The organism is Klebsiella sp. CB_Kp196, assembly GCF_040061575.1.
Classification (GTDB): domain Bacteria; phylum Pseudomonadota; class Gammaproteobacteria; order Enterobacterales; family Enterobacteriaceae; genus Klebsiella; species Klebsiella michiganensis.
Map to the genome: position 1 here is coordinate 141322 of NZ_JBEAFH010000001.1, position 21941 is coordinate 163262.

General features: G+C 54.1%; 23 protein-coding genes and 3 tRNA genes. 6 read left to right on the forward strand and 20 right to left on the reverse strand.

Annotated elements, in window-relative coordinates; all coding sequences use genetic code 11:
• Window positions 1-169 precede the first annotated feature (169 nt).
• Window positions 170-1381, forward strand: coding sequence for a tyrosine transporter TyrP (tyrP, locus tag ABLU87_RS00680; protein WP_048260977.1), 1212 nt, complete (start codon window positions 170-172; stop codon window positions 1379-1381).
• Window positions 1382-1409: 28 nt separating this feature from the next.
• Here the strand turns inward: tyrP and ABLU87_RS00685 are convergent, their stop codons facing one another.
• From ABLU87_RS00685 to uvrY, 8 genes are all read right to left on the reverse strand, one after another.
• Window positions 1410-2078: a YecA family protein gene (locus tag ABLU87_RS00685; protein ID WP_014229873.1), complete on the reverse strand. Its 669-nt coding sequence runs from the start codon at window positions 2076-2078 to the stop codon at window positions 1410-1412.
• A gap of 66 nt (window positions 2079-2144) precedes the next feature.
• Complete coding sequence (locus ABLU87_RS00690) at window positions 2145-3032, reverse strand: dihydrodipicolinate synthase family protein (protein ID WP_122117834.1); 888 nt, start codon at window positions 3030-3032, stop codon at window positions 2145-2147.
• Window positions 3033-3228: 196 nt separating this feature from the next.
• Window positions 3229-3315: transfer RNA gene (locus ABLU87_RS00695), tRNA-Leu, on the reverse strand.
• Window positions 3316-3328: 13 nt separating this feature from the next.
• A tRNA-Cys gene (locus ABLU87_RS00700) sits at window positions 3329-3402 on the reverse strand.
• Between the two features lie 38 nt (window positions 3403-3440).
• Window positions 3441-3516: transfer RNA gene (locus ABLU87_RS00705), tRNA-Gly, on the reverse strand.
• 151 nt (window positions 3517-3667) lie between these two features.
• Window positions 3668-4216, reverse strand: a complete 549-nt coding sequence (gene pgsA / locus ABLU87_RS00710; RefSeq protein WP_004122100.1) for a CDP-diacylglycerol--glycerol-3-phosphate 3-phosphatidyltransferase — start codon at window positions 4214-4216, stop codon at window positions 3668-3670.
• A 57-nt stretch (window positions 4217-4273) separates the two neighbouring features.
• Window positions 4274-6106, reverse strand: a complete 1833-nt coding sequence (gene uvrC, locus ABLU87_RS00715; RefSeq protein ID WP_004852196.1) for an excinuclease ABC subunit UvrC — start codon at window positions 6104-6106, stop codon at window positions 4274-4276.
• On the reverse strand, window positions 6103-6759 hold the full coding sequence (gene uvrY, locus ABLU87_RS00720) for a UvrY/SirA/GacA family response regulator transcription factor (protein ID WP_004122102.1): 657 nt from the start codon (window positions 6757-6759) through the stop codon (window positions 6103-6105). The genes uvrC and uvrY overlap by 4 nt, the downstream gene beginning before the upstream one ends.
• A 463-nt stretch (window positions 6760-7222) precedes the next feature.
• Between uvrY and ABLU87_RS00725 the strand changes: the two genes are divergently transcribed.
• Complete coding sequence (locus ABLU87_RS00725) at window positions 7223-7447, forward strand: DUF2594 family protein (protein ID WP_004122104.1); 225 nt, start codon at window positions 7223-7225, stop codon at window positions 7445-7447.
• A gap of 67 nt (window positions 7448-7514) precedes the next feature.
• Here ABLU87_RS00725 and sdiA read toward each other — a convergent pair whose 3' ends face one another.
• From sdiA to tcyJ, 5 genes are all read right to left on the reverse strand, one after another.
• On the reverse strand, window positions 7515-8237 hold the full coding sequence (gene sdiA / locus ABLU87_RS00730; protein ID WP_014229875.1) for a transcriptional regulator SdiA: 723 nt from the start codon (window positions 8235-8237) through the stop codon (window positions 7515-7517).
• A 301-nt stretch (window positions 8238-8538) separates the two neighbouring features.
• The gene (gene tcyN / locus ABLU87_RS00735) at window positions 8539-9291 is read right to left on the reverse strand and encodes an L-cystine ABC transporter ATP-binding protein TcyN (protein ID WP_004852203.1); all 753 of its coding nucleotides are present in this window, start codon (window positions 9289-9291) and stop codon (window positions 8539-8541) included.
• The gene (tcyL, locus tag ABLU87_RS00740) at window positions 9288-9956 is read right to left on the reverse strand and encodes a cystine ABC transporter permease (RefSeq protein WP_004103458.1); all 669 of its coding nucleotides are present in this window, start codon (window positions 9954-9956) and stop codon (window positions 9288-9290) included. Before tcyL ends, tcyN begins: the two co-directional genes overlap by 4 nt.
• Window positions 9957-9971: 15 nt before the next feature.
• Entirely contained in the window at window positions 9972-10958 is a 987-nt protein-coding gene (gene dcyD / locus ABLU87_RS00745; RefSeq protein WP_025106106.1) for a D-cysteine desulfhydrase, read from the reverse strand.
• 95 nt (window positions 10959-11053) lie between these two features.
• On the reverse strand, window positions 11054-11854 hold the full coding sequence (gene tcyJ / locus ABLU87_RS00750; RefSeq protein WP_014229877.1) for a cystine ABC transporter substrate-binding protein: 801 nt from the start codon (window positions 11852-11854) through the stop codon (window positions 11054-11056).
• Between the two features lie 201 nt (window positions 11855-12055).
• Here tcyJ and amyA point away from each other — a divergent pair, with 201 nt between their 5' ends.
• Window positions 12056-13543 carry an alpha-amylase gene (amyA, locus tag ABLU87_RS00755; RefSeq protein ID WP_122117926.1) on the forward strand — a complete coding sequence of 496 codons (1488 nt, stop codon included), beginning with the start codon at window positions 12056-12058 and terminating at the stop codon, window positions 13541-13543.
• Between the two features lie 49 nt (window positions 13544-13592).
• On the opposite strand, the gene yedD is transcribed toward amyA, so the two are convergent.
• Window positions 13593-14009: a lipoprotein YedD gene (yedD, locus tag ABLU87_RS00760; protein ID WP_161505342.1), complete on the reverse strand. Its 417-nt coding sequence runs from the start codon at window positions 14007-14009 to the stop codon at window positions 13593-13595.
• Between the two features lie 456 nt (window positions 14010-14465).
• Between yedD and rcsA the strand changes: the two genes are divergently transcribed.
• On the forward strand, window positions 14466-15089 hold the full coding sequence (rcsA, locus tag ABLU87_RS00765; protein ID WP_025106103.1) for a transcriptional regulator RcsA: 624 nt from the start codon (window positions 14466-14468) through the stop codon (window positions 15087-15089).
• 41 nt (window positions 15090-15130) lie between these two features.
• Here the strand turns inward: rcsA and dsrB are convergent, their stop codons facing one another.
• Window positions 15131-15319, reverse strand: a complete 189-nt coding sequence (gene dsrB, locus ABLU87_RS00770) for a protein DsrB (protein WP_004136599.1) — start codon at window positions 15317-15319, stop codon at window positions 15131-15133.
• Between the two features lie 132 nt (window positions 15320-15451).
• Here dsrB and yodD point away from each other — a divergent pair, with 132 nt between their 5' ends.
• Window positions 15452-15667, forward strand: coding sequence for a YodD family peroxide/acid resistance protein (gene yodD, locus ABLU87_RS00775; protein WP_014229881.1), 216 nt, complete (start codon window positions 15452-15454; stop codon window positions 15665-15667).
• A 329-nt stretch (window positions 15668-15996) separates the two neighbouring features.
• Here yodD and dgcQ read toward each other — a convergent pair whose 3' ends face one another.
• The 3 genes from dgcQ to ABLU87_RS00790 form a co-directional block, all read right to left on the reverse strand.
• Window positions 15997-17664 carry a cellulose biosynthesis regulator diguanylate cyclase DgcQ gene (gene dgcQ / locus ABLU87_RS00780; protein ID WP_122117833.1) on the reverse strand — a complete coding sequence of 556 codons (1668 nt, stop codon included), beginning with the start codon at window positions 17662-17664 and terminating at the stop codon, window positions 15997-15999.
• Between the two features lie 107 nt (window positions 17665-17771).
• Window positions 17772-17951, reverse strand: coding sequence for a DUF2158 domain-containing protein (locus tag ABLU87_RS00785; RefSeq protein ID WP_109241205.1), 180 nt, complete (start codon window positions 17949-17951; stop codon window positions 17772-17774).
• A gap of 75 nt (window positions 17952-18026) precedes the next feature.
• Window positions 18027-18938: a DUF808 domain-containing protein gene (locus ABLU87_RS00790; RefSeq protein WP_004852222.1), complete on the reverse strand. Its 912-nt coding sequence runs from the start codon at window positions 18936-18938 to the stop codon at window positions 18027-18029.
• Between the two features lie 183 nt (window positions 18939-19121).
• Here ABLU87_RS00790 and yedA point away from each other — a divergent pair, with 183 nt between their 5' ends.
• On the forward strand, window positions 19122-20033 hold the full coding sequence (gene yedA / locus ABLU87_RS00795; RefSeq protein ID WP_009652574.1) for a drug/metabolite exporter YedA: 912 nt from the start codon (window positions 19122-19124) through the stop codon (window positions 20031-20033).
• Here yedA and ABLU87_RS00800 read toward each other — a convergent pair.
• A complete protein-coding gene (locus ABLU87_RS00800; RefSeq protein WP_025106100.1) occupies window positions 20008-20502 on the reverse strand; it encodes a very short patch repair endonuclease in 495 nt (164 codons plus the stop codon). The two genes, yedA and ABLU87_RS00800, sit on opposite strands and share 26 nt — an antisense overlap.
• Window positions 20483-21916, reverse strand: a complete 1434-nt coding sequence (locus ABLU87_RS00805) for a DNA cytosine methyltransferase (protein ID WP_025106099.1) — start codon at window positions 21914-21916, stop codon at window positions 20483-20485. The genes ABLU87_RS00800 and ABLU87_RS00805 overlap by 20 nt, the downstream gene beginning before the upstream one ends.
• Between the last annotated feature and the right edge of the window lie 25 nt (window positions 21917-21941).

A 21941-nucleotide genomic window follows, 5' to 3' on the forward strand; every position in this document is an offset into this window, starting at 1 on the left:
TAAACCAGCCAGGGCGGCGGATTCTTGCGCCAGCGCAGCTTTCGCGCAAACCTCTGGCATCGTAAAGTTATCATTACACTCCCTGTAACCCTCATTTGACGAACTCACTGATTTCACATACTCTGCGCGGCATAATTAATTGTGTATTCCGTGATGGATAGAGAAAAGCGTGAAGAACCGCACTCTGGGTAGTATTTTAATCGTTGCCGGCACCACAATCGGCGCAGGGATGTTAGCGATGCCGCTGGCCTCGGCGGGCGTGGGTTTCGGCGTAACGTTTGGTTTGCTGATAACGCTGTGGGCGCTGATGTGTTATACCGCCTTATTGCTGCTGGAAGTGTATCAGCACGTGCCGGCTGATATGGGACTGGGGTCGCTGGCCGCGCGCTATCTCGGCCGCTACGGGCAGTGGGCTACCGGTTTTTGCATGCTGTTTCTGCTGTACGCTCTCACCGCCGCCTATATTAGCGGCGCCGGCGAGCTGCTGGCCTCCAGCCTCAACCAGTGGCTGGACTGGCGACTGCCTCCTGCGGCAGGCGTCCTGATTTTTACCGGGATCGGCGGGACGGTAGTGTGTATCGGAACCTCGCTGGTCGATCTTTTTAACCGCTTTCTGTTCAGCGCAAAAATTATCTTTCTCGCCATTATGCTGGCTCTGCTGCTGCCGCATATTCACCAGGTAAATTTATTGACGCTGCCGCTACAGCAGGGACTGGCTCTGTCAGCGATTCCGGTGATTTTTACTTCGTTTGGTTTTCACGGCAGCATACCCAGTATTGTGAGCTATCTGGGCGGGGATATTCGCAAGCTGCGTCGGGTATTTGTCATCGGGAGCTTTATTCCCCTGGTCGCCTATATTTTCTGGCAGCTGGCGACGCTCGGCAGCATTGACTCTCCCGTTTTTACCGCGCTGCTGGCAAAAAATGCCGGGCTTAACGGGCTGCTGGAAGCTATCCGCGAAGTGGTCGCCTCACCGCACGTTGAGCTGGCGGTGCATCTGTTTGCCGATCTGGCGCTGGCGACGTCATTTCTCGGCGTGGCGCTTGGGTTATTCGACTATCTGGCCGATCTGTTTCAACGCCAGAACAGCGCCGGTGGACGGATACAGAGCGGCCTGATTACCTTTTTGCCCCCGCTGGCGTTCGCGCTATTTTATCCGCGTGGCTTCGTGATGGCGTTAGGCTATGCGGGCGTCGCGCTGGCCGTGCTGGCGCTCATACTGCCTGCGCTGCTGGTCATGAAGAGCCGCAAACAGCACCCTGATGCAGCATGGCGGGTCGCGGGAGGCTCAGCGGCGCTGTGGCTCGTCCTGCTCTGCGGGATCGGCATCGTCGCGATCCAGTTCGCGATTGTCGCAGGCTTGCTGCCCGCGGTGGGGTAAAAAGAAGGGGCCATATTGGCCCCCTCTTTTATTTGGCTAAACAGCACTGCTTATATTTCTTACCGCTGCCGCACGGGCAAGGATCGTTGCGCCCCACCTTCGCCTCATTCCGGATGGGCTGCTGAACTTCCGCCGGTTGCGCGTGCTCAGTCCAGTAGTTATAAAGCGCCAGGGCGGCAGGGCGAATTCGCTCAACGCTGGCGACAAACTCTTCCGCGGATAATTCATCAAGCGCCTCAAATCGCTCCTCGGTACCGTGCAGGGCAATCACGTCCAGCTCCGCCTGCAGCTCAGCCGGCAACGCGGACCAGTCGCTCAGCCCCACCCCGCGCATATAGCCGAAGCACCACTCTTCAACAATCGTGAGTTCCTGCCCTTCCTCTTCGCGGCTGCCGAACATCGGTTCGAACTGTTCGGGATAATCGCTCAAGCGCTCGGCGATATCGCTCATTTGCTGCAGCGTCAGGTTCACAAAACGATCCCGCTCGCGATCGTTGGCCCAGCGCGGCACGTTATCCGCTCCGCCCCAGATAGCAAGCAGCCACTGCGCGGGTTCAATCTCCGTCGGCCCGGAGAGAATGGCCGTCAGCAGCCCATCAAGCTCGGCAACGTCCATGATGGTGCCTTCTACCGCGTATTTCGACAGGATATCGTCCAGCCATTCAACTTCGCTTTCGTTCAGGGGTCCAGTTTTCATAAACAGGCTCATCGTCGTAAAAAATGGCGCTTACAGTAGCGGAAATAGCGAGAAAAAACCACCCGGCTACTCAAGGTTCAGGCTGCGCAGCGTCTCAGCAATCTCACGAAAGGCATCCGGCGAAAGCGGTAGCAGGGGACGCGGCAAACAATCCTCACCGCACAGACCGAGGATCGTCGCCGCTGCGGCAGTGACCCGCAGGCTTCCGCCATACTTTCTGTAGAGCGTCCACAGCGGCTCCAGCCTGGCGCTTATTGCCTCCGCCCGCTGAGCCTCTCCGCGCGTCGCGGCCGCCGTCAGCTCTTTGGCGACGTGCGGGAACAGGCCGCCGCACACCGAATACCAGACTTCGCAGCCGGCGTTCAGGCCATCGGCCGCGCAGGCGTCTCCGCTAATCCCGATCGTCACCTCAGCCGGTAGCTGCCGCCGCAGGCTCTGAACGCGCCGTGTGACGTCATTTTTAGCGGGACCCGGTATTTTAATTGAGGCGATTCCCGGCAGCGCAGCGATCGCGCCTTTAAGCGCATCCGAGGTCGTCACATGCGTGGTAACGGGGTTGTCGTAAACGCAGACGGGCACGGAGACTTCGCGGGTGACGGTCTGGTAAAAAGCCAAAATCTCCTCTTCCGTCAGGGGCTGATAGGCGATTGCCGGCAGGAGCAGCGCGCTGGCCCCAGCCCGCTGCGCATCCTCTGCCAGACGAAGGACCCGATCGGTCCCCAGCGCCCCGATCCCTGCCATAAGCGGCACCGCTCCGGCATGCGATTTGGCCTGTCGGATAACCTGCATTCTCTGCTCGCGGCTGAGCCAGGCATAGCTTCCCGTGGAACCGAGCACGCCGAGAGCATCGACGGCAGAGTCGGCGAGGCGAGTGACAATCCGGGCAAAAGCGGTTTCATCAACGCCATGCTGATGTAACGGAGTCAGAGGAAAAGCGCAGAGGCCAGTAAACATTTCATCCCCACTTATTGAGATAATGATAGATTGCCGACACAGAGTAACAACAGAAGCGGGTTTTGTCCTATGACAAAAATGAATGAGGTGGGGCTGAGGTTCAAAAGCGAGGTTATGGCAATACAAAAACAAAAAAACCACCCGTAGGTGGTTTCACGACACTGCTTATTGCTTTGATTATTCTGCTTTATCCCAATGGTACCCGGAGCGGGACTTGAACCCGCACAGCGCGAACGCCGAGGGATTTTAAATCCCTTGTGTCTACCGATTCCACCATCCGGGCTCGGGATAGAAATTGGAGGCGCGTTCCGGAGTCGAACCGGACTAGACGGATTTGCAATCCGCTACATAACCGCTTTGCTAACGCGCCTTAATGCTTGAACACCCGCTGATGCCGATGTTGTAAACTGGAGCGGGAAACGAGACTCGAACTCGCGACCCCGACCTTGGCAAGGTCGTGCTCTACCAACTGAGCTATTCCCGCATCATCAAGCTAATTTGCTAATTACTTGATTTTGTTATCGTCTGTCAGACAGTGCTGCCGTTCGATGCGTTGCATTCTACTTACCTGGCGCAATGAGTCAACGATATTTTTTAAAACCTTGTGTTGTTTGCTGAAAATTGCGCCGAAACGATCACTGATCAAGCAAATCGCCGCGCGCCGCGTTCAAATACTGCAGCATGGACCACAGCGTCAGCACCGCCGCCACGAGGAACAGACCAATCCCCGCCCATTCAACCCAGATATTTGGGCGCCACAGCATCCACACCAGCGCGGCCATTTGCGCCGTGGTTTTGACTTTGCCTATCCATGACACCGCCACGCTGCTGCGCTTGCCCAGTTCGGCCATCCACTCGCGCAGCGCGGAGATAATAATTTCACGCGCGATCATGGTGGCGGCCGGTAACGTCACCCACCAGGTATGGTAATGCTCGGCAACCAGTACCATCGCAATAGCCACCATGACTTTATCCGCGACCGGATCGAGGAAAGCGCCGAAACGCGTGCTCTGATTCCAGCGACGCGCCAGATAACCATCAAACCAGTCGGTCACCGCTGCGACAAAGAAAATTAGCGCACAGGCAAAAGGGGCCCAGGTAAACGGCAGATAAAACGCCAGTACAAAGAACGGGATAAGAATGACGCGAAACAGAGTAAGCAACGTAGGGATATTAAATTGCATAGTAACGGGTAACTATCTGTTGTAAGTAAAAATTAGCCCTATGTTGCTACAGAGCCCCTAATGTTTCAACGAGTAGAAGATCTTTTCTGCCAGACCGTGAGATATACCCGGTACTTGCGCAATTTCTTCGACGCTGGCTTTCTGCAACCCCTGCAGACCGCCCATATATTTCAGCAGCATCTGTCGGCGTTTGGGTCCGACCCCCTCAATGGTTTCCAGCGTGCTGGTGCTTTTTACTTTTGCCCGTTTCTTACGGTGGCCGGTAATGGCGTGATCGTGCGACTCGTCGCGAATATGCTGAATCACATGCAGCGCGGGGGAGTCCGGCGGCAGACTAAAGCCCTCGCCTTCCGGTTCAAAGAATAGCGTCTCCAGGCCCGCTTTACGATCGCTGCCTTTTGCCACGCCCAATAACAGAGGGTGACTTTTATCCCACGGCACGTCCAGCTCGGCAAAAACCGTCTTCGCCTGCCCAAGCTGGCCTTTACCGCCGTCGATCAGGATAACATCGGGAATTTTACTCTCTTCTATTGCCTTACCGTAGCGACGACGCAGGACCTGATTCATCGCCGCGTAATCATCTCCCGGCGTGATACCGGTGATATTGTAACGGCGATACTCTGCGCGCAGCGGTCCGTTGCTATCAAAAACCACGCACGACGCCACCGTCTGTTCGCCCATCGTATGGCTGATGTCAAAGCATTCCATCCGATTGACGGCCGGAAGCTTGAGTAATGTCGCCAGCGCCCGCAAACGTTGCGTAATCGTTGAATGCTGGGAAAGCTTGGTGGTCAGCGCCGTCGCGGCGTTCGTGCGCGCCAGCTTCAGGTAACGGGCGCGATCGCCGCGGGGTTTGGTCTGTACGTTAACCCGGCGCCCGGCCAGCTCTGAGAGCGAATCCGCCAGCAGGGTTTTGTCGCCCAGGTTAAAATCCAGCAGGATCTCGCCCGGCAGCGTCCGCATCTGGCTGCCCTGCAAATAGAACTGTCCGACAAAGGTTTCCACCACTTCACCGAGTTCGGTGCCATTCGGCACTTTGGGGAAATAGCTGCGGCTACCAAGGACTTTACCCTGGCGGATAAACAGCACGTGGACGCACGCCATGCCGGCATCAAACGAGACGCCGATAACATCCAGATCGTCACCGGTATTGGAGACGAACTGTTTCTCCGTTACCCGACGTACGGCCTGAATCTGGTCGCGGATCCGCGCTGCCTCTTCAAATTCCAGCGCCTGGCTGGCCTTTTCCATGCGGGCAATCAGCTGAGTCAGTACCTGATCGTCTTTGCCCGCCAGAAACAGGCGCACGTAGTCGACCTGCTGGGCATACTCTTCCTCGCTCACCAGTCCGGCAACGCACGGCCCCAGACAGCGGCCAATTTGATACTGCAGGCAAGGCCGCGAACGGTTGCGATAGACGCTGTTCTCACACTGGCGGATAGGGAAGATTTTTTGCAGCAGCGCTAACGTCTCGCGAACCGCGTAGCCGTTGGGGAACGGGCCAAAATATTCGCCTTTCGCATGCTTCGCCCCACGATGCGTCGCCAGGCGAGGATGCGTATCGCCGCTAAGGAAAATAAAGGGATAGGATTTATCATCGCGCAGCAGCACGTTGTAACGCGGCTGGTATAGTTTGATGTAGTTATGCTCAAGCAGCAGCGCTTCCGTTTCGGTGTGGGTCACGGTAACGTCAATCTGGGCGATAAGCGCCACCAGCGCTTCGGTTTTACGCGAAGCCAGGTTGCTGCGAAAATAGCTGCTCAGCCGCTTTTTCAGGTCTTTCGCTTTGCCTACATAGATAACAGTACCGCCAGCGTCATACATACGATAGACGCCCGGCTGGCTGGTTACTGTTTTCAGGAAAGCTTTTGCATCAAAAACATCACTCACTGACTTGCTAACGACTCCGCATTGCACAGGCCATGGCGAATTGCCAGGTGCGTCAGCTCCACATCGCCGTGTATGTTCAGTTTACTGAACATACGATAGCGGTAGCTGTTCACGGTCTTGGGACTCAGATTCAACTGCTCTGAGATCTCGTTGACCTTCTGACCTTTAGTAATCATTAGCATAATCTGCAATTCTCGCTCAGACAAACTGGCAAACGGCGACTCCGCCTTCTCCGGTTCAATCTGGCTTAGCGCCATCTGCTGGGCGATATCAGAGGCGATATAACGCTGACCCGATGCCACGCAGCGAATCGCATTCACAACCTCCTGCGGCGCGGCGCCTTTACTGAGGTAGCCAGCAGCCCCGGCCTGCATGACTTTCGCCGGCAGCGGATTTTCCGTATGCACGGTCAGCATTATCACTTTGGCATCAGCAACGGAACGGGCAATTTTTCGCGTAGCCTCAAGGCCGCCGATACCCGGCATGTTCATATCCATCAGGACTACATCAACGGGATTCGCGCGGCACCATTTCACGGCATCCTCACCGCAGCAGGCCTCGCCGGCAACTTTAATCCCTTTTATATCTTCCAGAATGCGTCGTATCCCTGCGCGCACCAGTTCGTGGTCATCAACAAGAAGGACGTTGATCAAAGGAATATTCTCCAGAATTAGGGATAACGCTACTGATAGCTTATCTCCCACATATTACCGGGTTTTAACCTAATTTTGAAAGCCAAAAAATGTGCTGGGAAAGATTTCTTGCGCAATTATGGAAATTTGTCTGCACACCCGCTGGAAAGCCATACATAACATAGAGTTGTACAACAGTTATTTTTTAACATTCATCATACAGATTACGTAAAAACACAACACATTGCGTAGGCGATAAATATGTGCCTGAATATGTAACAATTATTAACACGAACACGGGGCGTACGAAAAAATTAACACGCTTAGATCTCATGAATACGTATTATTCAGTCAATTAAATCATTCACCACTCGGATGAAAGAACAGAAATCAAGCACTCCTTTTTTTTCCTTTGCTTGTGGTATACTGCGCCGCCTTCACTTTTAGTCATGCGCAATTGCGCAGAAAGCAATCGAGGATATAGATGAGCACTCCAGATTTTTCCACTGCGGAAAATAACCAAGAACTGGCACAGGAAGTTTCGTGTCTGAAAGCAATGATAACGCTGATGCTGCAGGCCATGGGTCAGGCTGATGCAGGCCGCGTGATTATTAAAATGGAAAAACAAATCGCGCAGATGGAAGATGAGGCTCAGGCTGCCGTATTCTCCAGCACCGTTAAGCAAATTAAGCAGGCATATCGTCAGTAATCAATTACCGGCTGAAGGTATTACTAACAGCCGGTCTTACGTCTGGCACGCAGAACAACACATGAGATCAAATTAGGCCCGTCGCTACGGCATAGCAGGCAATTTGGGTTTTGTTTGGCGCGTTGAATTTTCGCTGCATATTTTTCTGATGGAAATTGACGGTATTTTCTGAGATAGACAGAATCATTGCCACCTCAGCCGAGGTTTTCCCTTCCGCCGTCCATTTCAAAATCTCCAGTTCACGTCGACTAAATTTCATTTCCGGCGGCATAACCATCTCGTCCTCCAGGCGCAAAAGCGTCAGCAGGCTCAATTCGGTTAGCGTTCTTAAGCGCATCTCCAGTTCATCTTCCGCAAAGGGTCCCTGGCTATGGCTGGTTCCTGAAACGGATAAGAATCCCTGAGCATGGTTCGGCAGCGTCAGGCACTGCGTGACGCCCTTGCGTAATCCATGGTCGCGCGCGCCGTCCCATAATTCTGGTGTATCATGGAATAGCTTGTCGTTCCATGGCAGATGCCCACGAAGGAAATTCTCCTTGCGCAGCACCGGGTCGATCGCGAGATAATTCTCGGCTTGATAATGCGCCATCCAGGCCTGAGGATAGGTCGATTGCAGCGTCACCCTGGGCCGAGTAAAAGGCACGGGATGCCGTACGCAGAGTGCGAAGTAGTCATATTCCAGCCCTTTTGCTTCCTGCTGCAGAAGATGATAAACCCCCTCGCCTGCAGAAACGGACTGAAATTGTTGCAGCATTTCCCGCCGCCAGCTGAAAAAATCATTGTCCCTCATAACTAACCAAATAACTCCTGAGTGATAATCATTATTATAAATACATAAAACTAACACATAAATCCTGCTTATATGTATAAAAAATGGCAGCCACCGCATTTATTAGACTACGTCCGGCGAAAGTACCGGATACGTTAAAAAAATTATGCCAATTGATGTGGCACAAAACCTTGACAGATGTATCGTCGTTGCTTATGACCACCATCCGGACATGCTTTTTTTGCTGATAAACCGGTTATTCAGCGCTGCCCGGCCGCATCCGTCAGCACAAGCCTGAGCGAATGCGGCCGGCGCGGGGCGATTACTGCATCAGGAATTTTTCGAGGAACTGGCGGGTACGCGCGTGCTGAGGATTGGCAAACAGCGCTTTTGCTTCACCCTGTTCAACGATACGCCCCTGATCCATAAAAATAGCGCGGTCCGCTACGTCGCGGGCAAAGCTCATCTCATGGGTCACGATAACCATCGTGCGCCTCTCCTGCGCCAGCTGGCGAATGGTATTGAGTACCTCCCCTACCAGCTCAGGATCTAATGCCGACGTTGGCTCATCAAACAGAATGACATCCGGACGCATCGCCAGCGCGCGAGCAATCGCCACGCGCTGCTGCTGCCCGCCGGACAAACGACGCGGGTAGCTATTTTCTTTACCGGTAAGCCCAACTTTCGTCAGCAGTTCACGCGCCCGGGCGATGGATTCATTTTTATCCTCCCCTTTAACGATGACCGGCCCTTCGATAATGTTTTCCATCACCGTACGGTGGGGGAAAAGATTAAAATTCTGAAACACAAAGCCCACGTGCTGACGCAGGCGGCGAATGGCCGTTTTTTGCTGGTTGATGCTGCGCCCGGCATCGATCGTCACGTCGCCTACGCGAATCGTGCCGCTTTCCGGCTGCTCCAGGAGATTAATACTGCGCAGCAGCGTCGTTTTCCCCGAACCGCTGGGACCGATAATCGCCACAACTTCCCCTTGTTGAACCTCAAGGTCGATACCATGAAGCACCGTCTGGCCATGGAATTTTTTCACCAGGTTTTTGACTTCAATCGCACTCATTTTGGATCTCGCTCCTGGCGGTTCAGCTGATTTTCAAAATAGTTTTGCAGCGTGGAAAGCACCGTTGCCATTACCCAGTAGATAAGCGAAGCGGCCAGGTACATGGTGAATACCTCCAGCGTCCGGGAGGTGATCAGCTGAGCCTGACGGAACAGTTCTGGCACCTGGATAGTTGCCGCCAGCGAGGTATCTTTCACCAGGCTGATAAAACTGTTGGAAAGCGGCGGTAACGCCACGCGCGCGGCCTGAGGAAGAATCGCGCGGCGCATAGCCTGCCAGCGCGTCATACCAATACTCGCCGCGGCCTCCCACTGCCCTTTATCGATGGAGGCAATCGCTGCGCGCAGCGTTTCCGCCGCGTAGGCCGCCGTGTTTAAAGACAGGCCGATCATCGCCGCGGGAATAGGATCCAGCTCAATGCCGAACTGCGGCAAGCCGTAATAGATCATAAACAGCTGCGCAATCAGCGGCGTTCCGCGAAAGATGGAGATGTACATCCGCGCCAGCCATTTAATCGGCCAGACGGGCGACATGCGCATCAGCGCCAAAATAAACCCCAGCACGAGGCCAAAAAACATGCCGCCGATGCTGAGCTGTAGCGTAAATACCGCGCCCTTCAGCAGAAAAGGCGCGGAATCAATAACCAGTTGGATACTCTCTTGCATTCTATGTGTTCTGCATTAGATATGAGGATGATAGGCGAACAGCGCAGGCGCGCCGCCGGTGTGAACAAACAGTATTGGGCCTTCATCCTTAAAGCGCTTCTGGCTGATACCATCAATCAATCCGGCCATCGCCTTCCCGGTATACACCGGATCCAGCAGGATACCTTCCAGCTGCGCCAGCAGCTTCACCGCCGCCATCCCTTCGTCGTTCGGTATTCCGTAACCCGGCGCAAAGTACTCATCCCACAGCTGAATACCGGCCTTAGCCTCCAGTTCCAGGCTATTTGCCACCGCCTGCTGCAGCGCAGCCACTTTTGGCAGCTGGTCAGCCACGCTGCGCGATACGGTCACGCCGATAAGCTCGGCATTGGGCATCAGCTGCTCCAGTCCCACGGCGAGGCCGGCATGCGTACCGGCGCTGCCGGAGGCGACGACCACGGAGGAGAGCTCGACCGCCCCTTCGCACTGCTGGGCAATTTCCAGCGCGCTCTCCACATAGCCCAGCGCGCCCAGCGCGTTCGAACCGCCAACCGGAATCACGTACGGACGATAGCCCTGAGCTTCAATGCGGGTCGCCAGCGCTTCCAGCTGAGCATTAGGATCGGTCAGCGCGTCGCACATTTCGACCTGAGTATTAAACAGGTCAAGCAGCAGTCGGTTACCGTTGGTCAGGTAGTTCTCAGCCCGGGTTCCCATTGGATTCTCCAGCAGCGCCACGCAGTGCAGGCCCAGCTTAGCCGCCACCGCCGCCGTCTGGCGCACATGGTTGGACTGGATAGCTCCTGCGGTAATCAGGGTATCCGCCCCTTCTCGCAGCGCATCGGCAGCCAGAAATTCAAGCTTACGTAGCTTGTTGCCCCCCATCGCAAGCGGGGTCACATCATCGCGCTTGATAAAAATTTCGCGGCCAAGGTAATCGGACAAGCGCGGCAGATATTCCAGCGGCGTCGGCGCGCCAATCAGTTCCAGACGCGGGAATAGGGTTAAATTTTGCAGTGACATAAGACCTCCTGACTGAATTATCCTTGATTATGCACGCTGTGACGCGCGAAATAAAAAAAGGCGCTATCAGGAGCGCCTTTTTTCACCGCTGGCCGTTACTTCGTGACGTCAGCGCCAAACCATTTTTCCGACAGCGCCTTCAGGCTGCCGTCTTTTTGCATATCCGCAATGGCGCCATCAACCGCTTTCAGCAGGTCTTCATTACCTTTGCGCAGCGCGACGCCGGACTCCTGGCGAGAGAAGGCTTCACCGGTGACGGCAAGGGTGTTACCGGTTTTCTTCACCAGATCCAGCGCTGCCAGACGGTCAACCAGGATGGCGTCAATTCGCCCTACGCGCAGATCCTGGTATTTCGTCGGGTCATCATCATAAGTCCGAATGTCGACGCCCTGTACGTTCTGGCGCAGCCACTCTTCGTAGTTGGTCCCCAGGCCGACGCCAACTTTCTTACCTTTCAGGTCGGCTGCAGTTTTAATCACGCCTTCGTTACCTTTTTTCACCAGCGCCTGGATCCCGGAAACGGTGTACGGCGTCGAGAAGTCATATTTTTGCTTACGCTGATCGGAAATAGTGACCTGGTTTATCACCACATCGATACGTTTAGAGTCCAGCGAAGCCAGCATGCCGTCCCATTTCGTGGGTTTAAGGTCAGCCTTCACGCCCAGATGTTTCGCCAGTTCATTAGCAAAATCCACCTCGAAGCCGGTCAGCTTACCGTCATCTCCCTGATAGCTGAATGGCGGATATGTCCCTTCCAGACCCACGCGTAGCGTGCCGCGTTCTTTAACCTGATTAAGCAGATTTTCAGCAGCAAAGGTTTTTACGCTGACGCCGGTCATTAATACGACGGCCATTGCGCCCATCAGCGCCTGACGACCCAGAAGTGCTAATTTCATAGATACCCCTAAAAGAGTGATATTTTGCTGTAGTGTAAGGCGTTTAACCTTAGTCACCAACATCGATACGCTACATCTTATTCCAAATTATTATATATGATGCCTTTTAGGGCATAGTGAAAACGTATCGAAAACATCTCCATTTTGCTGGATATCTCTCATACTGCAATGGTCAGCTTGATGACGTATGGAGCATGGAAGATGAAAAACCCCACGTTACTGCAGTGCTTTCACTGGTACTACCCCACCGGCGGCGAGTTATGGCGTGAAGTCGAAGCCCTGGCGCCAAACCTCAACGAAATCGGCATTAACATGATTTGGTTGCCTCCTGCCTACAAAGGCGCCTCCGGCGGCTACTCTGTCGGTTATGATTGCTACGATCTGTTTGACCTCGGCGAATTCGACCAGAAGGGGTCTGTCGCCACAAAATATGGCGATAAAGCCCAGCTTCTGGCCGCCATATCCGCCCTGCGCCAGCACGATATCGCCGTACTCCTTGACGTCGTGGTCAACCATAAAATGGGCGCGGATGAAAAAGAGCCGGTACGTATTCAGCGTGTTGATCAAAACGACCGCACGCAAATCGCCGAGGAGATTGTGGAATGTGAAGCCTGGACGCGCTACACCTTCCCGGTACGCGCCGGCAAATACTCTGAATTCATCTGGGATTATAAGTGCTTCAGCGGCATCGACCATATTGAGAATCCTGATGAAGATGGCGTGTTTAAAATCGTCAACGACTATACCGGAGAGGGATGGAACGATCAGGTTGATGATGAAATGGGTAACTTCGACTACCTGATGGGTGAAAATATCGATTTTCGCAATCGGGCGGTAACCGAGGAGATTAAGTACTGGGCCCGCTGGGTGATGGAACAGACCAGCTGCGATGGCTTCCGCCTCGATGCGGTTAAACATATCCCCGCCTGGTTTTATAAAGAGTGGATTGACCACGTCCAGGAGGTGGCGACAAAGCCGCTGTTTATCGTGGCGGAATACTGGTCGCATGAAGTCGATAAGCTCCAGCAGTATATCGACATGGTTGACGGTAAGACGATGCTCTTTGACGCGCCGCTGCAGATGAAATTCCATGAAGCCTCGCGGCAGGGACGCGACTATGACATGAGCCAGATTTTTAGCGGCACCCTGGTGGAAGCCGACCCGTTCCACGCCGTAACCCTGGTGACCAACCATGATACCCAGCCGCTGCAGGCGCTGGAGGCGCCGGTTGAGGCCTGGTTCAAACCGCTGGCTTATGCGCTCATTTTGTTACGTGAAAACGGCGTTCCGTCCGTCTTTTATGCCGACCTGTTCGGCGCCAGCTACGAAGATACCGGCGGCGACGGCGAGACCTACGCCGTTGAGATGCCGGTTATTGAGCAATTACACGAACTGATCGATGCCCGTCAGCGTTTTGCTCACGGCGTACAAACTTTGTGGTTCGATCATCCGAACTGTATCGCTTTCAGCCGCAGCGGTACCGAAGAGGATCCGGGCTGCGTGGTGGTGCTTTCCAACGGTGACGACGGAGAAAAAACGCTTCCTCTGGGGGAAAACTACCGTAATAAACGCTGGCGTGATTTTCTCGGCAACCGCGAGGAAGTGATTGAAACCGACGATGAAGGAAACGGGGTTTTTACCTGTAACGGCGGCAGCGTCAGCGTCTGGGTTATCGAAGAGGCGCTATAAAATACAGAGAAACGCCGCGGGCTGAGAAGGGTTTCAGCCCGCAAAAAGCTTATTGCCCGCTTTTATCAGCCGAGGCCTTTTTCCATGCCTGTTCACACTCAGGGGTGAGACGATCCACCCGCTTGAGCGTCATCCGGTCGTAGCTCAGGGTATCGCCTTCGCGCTCAATCGGATAAACATCCAACGCGGAGGTGACGTTATAAACCGCATCATCACGCTTCATTAATTTACCCGGCAGGACGATAACCCGCTGCCACTGGCGACAGTCAAGGGTATTGCCCTCTTTGGTGACGATCAGGCTCGCAATCGCATCCGGGCTCATCATTTCACTCTGCGGGCCGGCCGATTGCCAGTATCCTTCCAGCCCAGCCGGCGCTGGCGCTTTAACAACCTCGCTGTAGCTATCAACCTGAACACAGCCGGCCAGGGCCAGCAGAGCGCCAGCAAACACTATCTTTTTCATCATCCATCCCACACACCGATAAAAAAACATTGTGGCATTAAAGCGTTAAGCTCGCCACCCTTCGCGATTCGGCAACAGCGCAGCAGGGCGAACGTCGGGCACACCCAATATGGTAAAAAATAGCCTTCAAATGTTAAGTTATTCTAACCCATCGAATAAAACCCATAAATCAGCAGGTGTTATTTTAACCATTCAATATAAGGATAATCCTATTTTAAAAAGCCGCTAAAATGGCAAACTTATATATGACGGGTATTTATTGTTTTTATTTCCTCCACATAGCGATTTGTAGCCTTTACTTTGAGAATATTCCTGGCAAATTATGGGGCTTATTACGGAATAGTTCAGGCTGCCTAATGGTTCCACGGCAGCAGTCGTTTTTTATTGCTAACAAAATGGACTTCATCGCGCTTGTCAGCGAGGAATAAATTATCGTTACGTGTTGATTGAGGATGGGTCATGTCAACGATTATCATGGATTTGTGCAGCTTCACCCGGCTGGGATTAACCGGGTACCTGACGGGCAGAGGGGTAAGGAAGCGCGATATCACTGAAGTACACAGTGCACCGAGCCTGAAGGCTCTCTGCGAGACTAGCCGCCCTACGGTGGTATTTATCAACGAAGACTGCTTTATTCATCATGAAGAGAGCAACCAGCTTATCCGGCAAATCATTAGCCAGTATCCTGCGACGCTATTTGTTATCTTTATGTCGCTGGCGAATATACATTTCGATCACTACCTGCTGGTGCGCAAAAACTTACTTATCTGCTCTAAATCACTGACCGAAAAAGACCTGGACGACATCCTTGCCATCCGCCTGAAATATGAGAACTATCGTCCCACCCGGATTAATATCCCCACGCTGTCCTTAAGCCAGACCGAATCAAATATGCTGCAGATGTGGATGGCCGGGCACGGAACCTCGCACATATCAGCGCAGATGAACATTAAGGCCAAAACCGTCTCATCGCATAAGGGCAATATTAAAAAGAAAATTCATACCCACAACAAACAGGTGATTTATCATATCGTACGACTGGCTGAAAACATCACCTCCGGAATTCACGTCAACCTGCGTTGAAAGACGCTGGCGGCCGCTGCCGCCAGTTCACTTGAGGCAAATCACTCGTCCCGCTCAACGAAAATACCGTCGGGATGACCGTTCTCATTAAAAAACCAGATCCCGAGCGGGTAATCTTCCAGCGAAACCAGGTACATTACGCCTTCGCTAAACGACTCTATCGCCAGTACAACACCCGATCGACGTGGGCCACCATCGGTCTTCACCGTGACACGATCGTTTACCTGCATAACTCATCTCCTCTATTTTTGAGCCAGTGTAGAACAAAACTGCCGATCGCGCAGTGTCCTGCCCGGTAACTGCTGTTTTTGTAGACCGACTATACTTAAATAGCCCTGTCTGAGTTAAGCGAGGTACCCGCAATGAAAACCGCCAAAGAAAATCAAGGCGCAGGAAGCGTAGACGTTGACGCCCTGCTGGCGGCGATTAATGAAATCAGCGAAAGTGAAGTTCAGCGTACGCAAGACGATCCCCACCACGTCAGTATTGATGGCCGGGGTTACCACACCTGGCGCGAGCTGGCTGAGGCCTTTGAGCTCGATATCCATGATTTCAGCATCACGGAAGCCAACCGCTGAATTCTGAGCGAAAAAAATCCCGACTCGCAGGAGTCGGGATGAAGCTTGCTAATGCAAGAAGCACTTGAAAATTCGTTACACCAGGATATCCGATGCGCTACAAACATTACCCTCAATTATTTTGCATGACAACAAACATTCATGAAGCAAATTATTGAAAAATGTGGCTTACCTTCCCCCTCACGCTGGCAACGCTCGCCAGGCAAGGACTACAGACATTTGTTCTTCCACGAACGTCCGATCGCCGCCAAACGTTTTTTAAGAATAATCTCACTAAAATAACCGTAGTGGATGATTTCAATTCAATTTATTTACATGAGGAATTAATTTTACCCTTCGGCGCAGACCCGATCGCGCCCGTTCTGCTTGGCCAGATACAGGCGATGATCGGCAACAGACTGCAAATTTTCAAAGTTATACTCACCCGAATCCTCGCTACAGCTCACCCCAAACGAAGCGGTAATACGCAAAGACGTGCTGTTACCCAGCAAAATTTCGCGGCTATTGATCCGGATACGGATCCGTTCAGCAATCGCCTTCGCTTCTTTTAACGCGGTATTCGGCAGCACAATACAGAACTCCTCCCCGCCAACTCTCCCCGCAAGATCGCCTTGCCGAATATGGCTGGCGATAGTACTCGCCACCAGCGACAGCACGCGATCGCCCGCGTGATGGCCGTACCGGTCGTTAACGCTTTTGAAATAATCCAGATCGAGCTGAATCACCGCAACGGGCCGCTTTAAACGCTCGCTCAGGCGAGTTTCTGCAGTGGCGCGTTCAAACAGCGCGCCGCGGTTTAATAGGCGGGTTAACGCATCGTGCCAGGCCTGCCACTCCAGGGAGGTCTGCAGCACGCTCATATTGCGCACCATTCGGCGGATCACCAGCCAGGAGATCATCAACATCAGCGTGAACATGAGCCACATCAGCATTAAAGCAATGGTGATGCTGCCAAAGTCACCGCGGACGCCTTCCCGGATCGTATGGATACGGATCAGTACCCCATCAAAATTGCGTAAGTTTTCCCAGCTGATATAACGCGTGACCAGGCGAATCCCTCCCTGATTCTCATGAGAAGACGCGCGGCTCATCATCTCCTGTTCCCGCGGCGACAGCAGCGTTAGTACGTTGCCCGGCGCGGAAGAGGCAATCAAATTGAGCTGATTATCGTAAAGCTGGTACTCGCCCTCTTCGCCCGTTTTAATCGCATTGACCAGAAACGTTTTCATCTCTTGTACCGAGAAATCCATTGCCAGTACGCCGAGCCAATAGCGCTGGAAATCAAGCGGAATAGACGCCGTCACCACCTGCATTTCGCGCTGCGACGCCTCATCGGGAAAGGTTTGCCACACGATGCCGCGCGCAGGATTATTCCTCTGCGTTTGCCGGGTAAACCAGGGGGCGCTTGTCGCCCGCGAATACAGCGCCAGCGCCTGTGTCGAATTTTCCAGCGGTTCGGTCGTGGTAAAAAACCCGCTGCGCGATACGTACAGCATGCGTTTCGCAAAACCACGGTTGTTATTAGCCAGACGCAGCATATAGCCCAGCTCAAGAGTGGCCATGAGCTCATTGCCGGAAAAGGAATTATCGCGAGAGAGAAGCGCGTCGCCGTCGACAAACGCATCGGCAACGCCATAGACCGGCAGCGTCCGCCGGTTATGAATCTCAACGGACCAGAGGGGATCATGCCGCTTCTTTAAATAATCCTCTTCCGCCTTGCGCAATACGACAAAATCCAGCGGCGTTCCCAGCGCCGATTGCATCCCGTTACGAAAAAAAATCATTCTGTCGATATTAAACTGCAGCAGGCTGTCGAACTCATGGGAAACGTTTTCAAGATTATTGCGCTGATTTGCGACGTAGGCTTCTTCCAGGACCTTGATCTCACGCCATATCAATAACGTGGAAAAGCAGAAGACGATAAAAAAACAGAGGTTAACCACATATCCGGGGCTTAAAATCTGGCGCAATTTTTTCACCCACATCAGCTTATCCATCGTTTTCTCGCAGCACGGTTAAAGAAGCAAACGTCATCCACGCTCCCTGTTCGTAAAACAACCATTAATATGAAAGCGCCCGACGAATGCCGGGCGCTGATAACGGGTCAGGGGCGGTTCAGCTTCCCTCCCCCTCCGCGAATAAGTTCATCTTCACGAAACGCCTCGCGCTTAACGCCGTAACCGTCATACCAGCGACATTCAACCATGCCGTTGGCGAACCCGGTAACGACCATTCGGGGGCCACCGCTTTTACGCCTGACTTCATCACTGACCAACAAGACCATTTTTGCCTCCGGTATCAGGAAGAAACAGATTTAACATAGACGAAGCTGAACCACTTTGCATGACCAGGAGCACATTTACTTTGCCGGACGACGCAGAGCGGCAATCGCTTTCACTCCAGCCAGCACGATGGCGCCAATGATGAATCCCAGCACCAGGTTGGCGCCCGTTGGCAGCAGCGAGGCAATGACCCCGTTCTGCCCATGGGCCAGATTTTCAATAGCGTGGTGCAGCGGTGCAATACCGTGGACCACAATACCGCCGCCCACCAGGAACATCGCCAGAGTGCCAACGATGGACAACACTTTCATCAGACGGGGCGCGATCGCCAACAACGCCTTGCCTGTCCACTGCGCCAGCGAGCTGGTTTTCTCCACCAGCCAGTAGCCCATATCATCCAGCTTGACGATGATCCCCACCAGACCGTAGACCCCCACCGTCACCAGAAGCGCGATGCCGGATAAAATCAGGATCTGATTCAATAACGGCGCTTCCGCCACAATCCCAAGCGTGATGGCGACAATTTCAGCCGACAAAATAAAATCGGTGCGTATCGCCCCTTTCACTTTATCCCGTTCAAAAGCCATAGGGTCCTGGTTCGCCAGGGCCTCAAGCCGCCGCTGGCGAACCTGCGGATCCTCCTTGTGTTTGCGCGCCTGCAGGCTGTGCAGCACCTTCTCGACGCCTTCAAAGCACAGAAACGCGCCCCCCAGCATCAGCAGCGGCGTAATCGCCCACGGAATAAAAGCGCTGATCAACAACGCCAGCGGCACCAGGATGACTTTATTGATCAATGAGCCTTTGGCTACGCCCCAAACGACCGGCAGTTCGCGGTTAGCCCGCACGCCGGTGACCTGTTGAGCATTAAGCGAGAGATCGTCTCCCAATACGCCTGCCGTTTTTTTTGCTGCCAGTTTCCCCATGACCGAAATATCATCGAGTAACGTGGCAATATCATCCAATAAGGTTAATAGACTACTTCCCGCCAAAATTGCATTCCTTCATTTATGATTGTTCCTCCTGAAGTATGAAGCAAAAGCGCTTTTTCGCCCACCGGTGTCCATAGTCAACAAAAATTTAACCATAGCAGGCGAATTAAAGCACTCGCCAGCACGATAGTTTTCACGTTTACTATACGTCCCCTTTCTATCTCTGCACCGTCGTGAGGAAGTATGTCTACCCGTCAGCTGTTACCGCTCATCGGGGCGCTGTTTGCGCTGTATATCATCTGGGGTTCCACCTATTTCGCTATCGCCGTCGGCGTCGCCAGCTGGCCTCCGCTGATGATGGCTGGCGTGCGTTTTCTTTCCGCGGGCGCAGTGCTGACTGCCTGGCTACTGGCAACCGGTCATAAGCTGCCTGCGCGAAAGCCGCTGCTTAACGCGGCGCTGATTGGTGTGCTGCTGCTGGCGGTAGGTAATGGCTTTGTGACGCTCGCCGAACATCAGCACGTGCCTTCAGGCATTGCGGCGGTCATGGTCGCGACGGTGCCGCTGTTCACCCTGTGTTTTAGCCGCTTTTTTGGTATTGCGACCCGTAAGCTTGAGTGGTTGGGTATCGCTATTGGCCTCGCGGGGATCGTACTGCTCAACAGCGGCGGCAACCTGAACGGTAATCCCTGGGGCGCGCTGCTGATACTTATCGGTTCAATGAGCTGGGCTTTTGGTTCCGTCTACGGCTCGCGAATCGAGCTACCAACGGGGATGATGGCGGGCGCCATTGAGATGCTGGCGGCAGGCGTCGTGCTGATGATTGCTTCCACGCTAACCGGAGAAAAATTAACCCAGATGCCGTCGTGGTCCGGTATTTTTGCCGTCGCCTATCTGGCTATCTTCGGTTCGCTTATCGCCATTAACGCATATATGTATTTGATTCGTAACGTAACACCGGCGGTAGCGACCAGCTATGCCTACGTAAACCCGGTGGTCGCCGTACTGCTGGGAACCGGCTTTGCCGGAGAAAGCTTATCTGCCGTAGAGTGGCTGGCGCTCGGGATTATCATCTTCGCGGTCATTCTGGTGACGCTCGGCAAATACCTGCTCCCGGCGCGTCGTGAAATTACATCCTGTAAGGCGGAGAAGTAGCGTCCAGCACACCTATGCCCTGAGTATCGATCTGCGCGCACTGACCGCCGCCGCAGATCCACTCTTCCAGCCGTTCTCCCAGCGCGTCGTCATTGAGCTTCTTTCGCCCGCGCAGCGCGCACTCCCAGACCACCAGCACCCGCCATCCCTGCTCCGCCAGTCGCCCGATATCCCGGCGATCGCGCGCCACGTTTTTGGCTATTTTATCCAGCCAGAATGCAGTTCTTGTGGCGGGAACCTTGAACAGATAGCAATCATGATGATGCCAGAAGCAGCCGTGGGTAAAGATAACGCACTGATAGTCCGCCACGACAAAATCCGGGCGGCCGGGCAGCGCGGCATCCTGTACGGTAAAAGAGAATCCGGCGCCCGCCAGTAGCCCAGCCAGCCGTTTCTCTATTGCCGTATCGCGGGTGCCTATCGCGCGCATGTTTTTACTGCGGGTGGCTTTATCGTGAACGTCGGCCATGGTTAATCTCTTGCTCACGCCTGGCAACCGCTTGTTCAATACGCGGCGCCAGCAGCTTCGCCACCGCCGCAAATACCGGCACGACGACGGAATTGCCAAACTGGCGATAGGCCTGGGTATCCGAGACCGGAATACGGAAGCGATATCCCTGCGGCGTCTCAAAACCCATAAGCCTCGCGCACTCGCGGGGCGTCAGCCTGCGCGGACGACGAAGCTGGTTTTCAGGGTCATCAAAATGCTTTTCGCCCAGAGGCCGATCCCAGCCCCGGTCAATGAGGATTTCCGCGCCATCTTTGTAATAGCGCGCAGAGAGCGTTCGCGCCACGCTGTGCGGATTCGTTGGGTCGACGAGCCCGTAGCCAAAACCGTTCCCCCGCTCCTGGTGCTTACGCGCGTAGCGATAGAGATACTTCCACAGCACCCTGGTGAGAATAAATTTGTCGTCAACCGCGGGCTCCAGCAGCTCGCCAAAGGTCGGCCGGCGAGTGGGATAGAGAGCGGCGATATCGCGCAGGGTAAATCCCTCATGCAGCTGGAGATCGCGCCGGAAACCCACCAGCACAATACGCTCCCTGTGCTGGGGTAAAAAATAGCGCCCGTCGATGACTTTAGGGTCATCCGCCCCGGTATGCGCCGCGTCGGCAACCTCGTACCCCAGCTCATCCAGCGTCTGCATAATGATACGAAACGTCCGCCCCCGATCGTGACTCTTCAGGTTTTTGACGTTCTCCAGAACAAAAATCGGCGGCTGACGGGCGGCGATAATCCTGACCACGTCAAAAAACAGCGTCCCCTGCGTTTCGCAGGCAAAGCCGTGAGCGCGACCCAGGGCATTCTTCTTCGACACGCCGGCGAGAGAAAACGGCTGGCAGGGGAAGCCGGCCAGTAAAACGTCATGCTGCGGGATAGTCTGGCGTATATGCTGCGCGGCTTCTTCCTCGCTCACCTCAGGGAGATGACTCAAAGTCACATCGCGGATATCTTCATTGAAACGATGCTGCTCAGGATCGCAGTACCAGTTGGCTTTATAGGTGCGCACCGCATGTTTATTCCATTCGCTGGTAAACACGCATTGCCCGCCAATCGCTTCAAAACCGTGGCGAATACCGCCGATACCGGCAAACAGATCGACGAAGCGGAACCCATAATGCGGATGATGCGCCGGCGGCTCCGGCAGGAGCGTGCGCAGGTGGGCCTGCTCCTGGCGGGTGATACGACCTGCCGCGCGCGCTACCGTCGCAACGCGCTTGAGGATAGCCGGGCTCCAGTGCTGCTCGCCGACGGCAATTAACTGCGCGACCAGCGTTTTGACATCGTATATCGCCATTAGCTGACGCAATAGCGCCTGCGCGTCTTCTCCGGTATGTTCAACCTTCAAAGACGGGGGATTTTCCTTGGATAAATTTTGCGCCATAACCTCAACCAGCCCGACTATTTTT

Excerpts from the sequence above, each read along its gene's own strand:
- ABLU87_RS00685 (WP_014229873.1), bottom strand. The coding sequence starts at position 2,078 with ATGAAAACTGGACCCCTGAACGAAAGCGAAGTTGAATGGCTGGACGAT.
- ABLU87_RS00690 (WP_122117834.1), bottom strand. The coding sequence starts at position 3,032 with ATGTTTACTGGCCTCTGCGCTTTTCCTCTGACTCCGTTACATCAGCAT.
- pgsA (WP_004122100.1), bottom strand. The coding sequence starts at position 4,216 with ATGCAATTTAATATCCCTACGTTGCTTACTCTGTTTCGCGTCATTCTT.
- ABLU87_RS00725 (WP_004122104.1), top strand. The coding sequence starts at position 7,223 with ATGAGCACTCCAGATTTTTCCACTGCGGAAAATAACCAAGAACTGGCA.
- sdiA (WP_014229875.1), bottom strand. The coding sequence starts at position 8,237 with ATGAGGGACAATGATTTTTTCAGCTGGCGGCGGGAAATGCTGCAACAA.
- tcyN (WP_004852203.1), bottom strand. The coding sequence starts at position 9,291 with ATGAGTGCGATTGAAGTCAAAAACCTGGTGAAAAAATTCCATGGCCAG.
- tcyL (WP_004103458.1), bottom strand. The coding sequence starts at position 9,956 with ATGCAAGAGAGTATCCAACTGGTTATTGATTCCGCGCCTTTTCTGCTG.
- dcyD (WP_025106106.1), bottom strand. The coding sequence starts at position 10,958 with ATGTCACTGCAAAATTTAACCCTATTCCCGCGTCTGGAACTGATTGGC.
- tcyJ (WP_014229877.1), bottom strand. The coding sequence starts at position 11,854 with ATGAAATTAGCACTTCTGGGTCGTCAGGCGCTGATGGGCGCAATGGCC.
- amyA (WP_122117926.1), top strand. The coding sequence starts at position 12,056 with ATGAAAAACCCCACGTTACTGCAGTGCTTTCACTGGTACTACCCCACC.
- yedD (WP_161505342.1), bottom strand. The coding sequence starts at position 14,009 with ATGATGAAAAAGATAGTGTTTGCTGGCGCTCTGCTGGCCCTGGCCGGC.
- rcsA (WP_025106103.1), top strand. The coding sequence starts at position 14,466 with ATGTCAACGATTATCATGGATTTGTGCAGCTTCACCCGGCTGGGATTA.
- dsrB (WP_004136599.1), bottom strand. The coding sequence starts at position 15,319 with ATGCAGGTAAACGATCGTGTCACGGTGAAGACCGATGGTGGCCCACGT.
- yodD (WP_014229881.1), top strand. The coding sequence starts at position 15,452 with ATGAAAACCGCCAAAGAAAATCAAGGCGCAGGAAGCGTAGACGTTGAC.
- dgcQ (WP_122117833.1), bottom strand. The coding sequence starts at position 17,664 with ATGGATAAGCTGATGTGGGTGAAAAAATTGCGCCAGATTTTAAGCCCC.
- ABLU87_RS00785 (WP_109241205.1), bottom strand. The coding sequence starts at position 17,951 with ATGGTCTTGTTGGTCAGTGATGAAGTCAGGCGTAAAAGCGGTGGCCCC.
- yedA (WP_009652574.1), top strand. The coding sequence starts at position 19,122 with ATGTCTACCCGTCAGCTGTTACCGCTCATCGGGGCGCTGTTTGCGCTG.
- ABLU87_RS00800 (WP_025106100.1), bottom strand. The coding sequence starts at position 20,502 with ATGGCCGACGTTCACGATAAAGCCACCCGCAGTAAAAACATGCGCGCG.
- ABLU87_RS00805 (WP_025106099.1), bottom strand. The coding sequence starts at position 21,916 with ATGGCGCAAAATTTATCCAAGGAAAATCCCCCGTCTTTGAAGGTTGAA.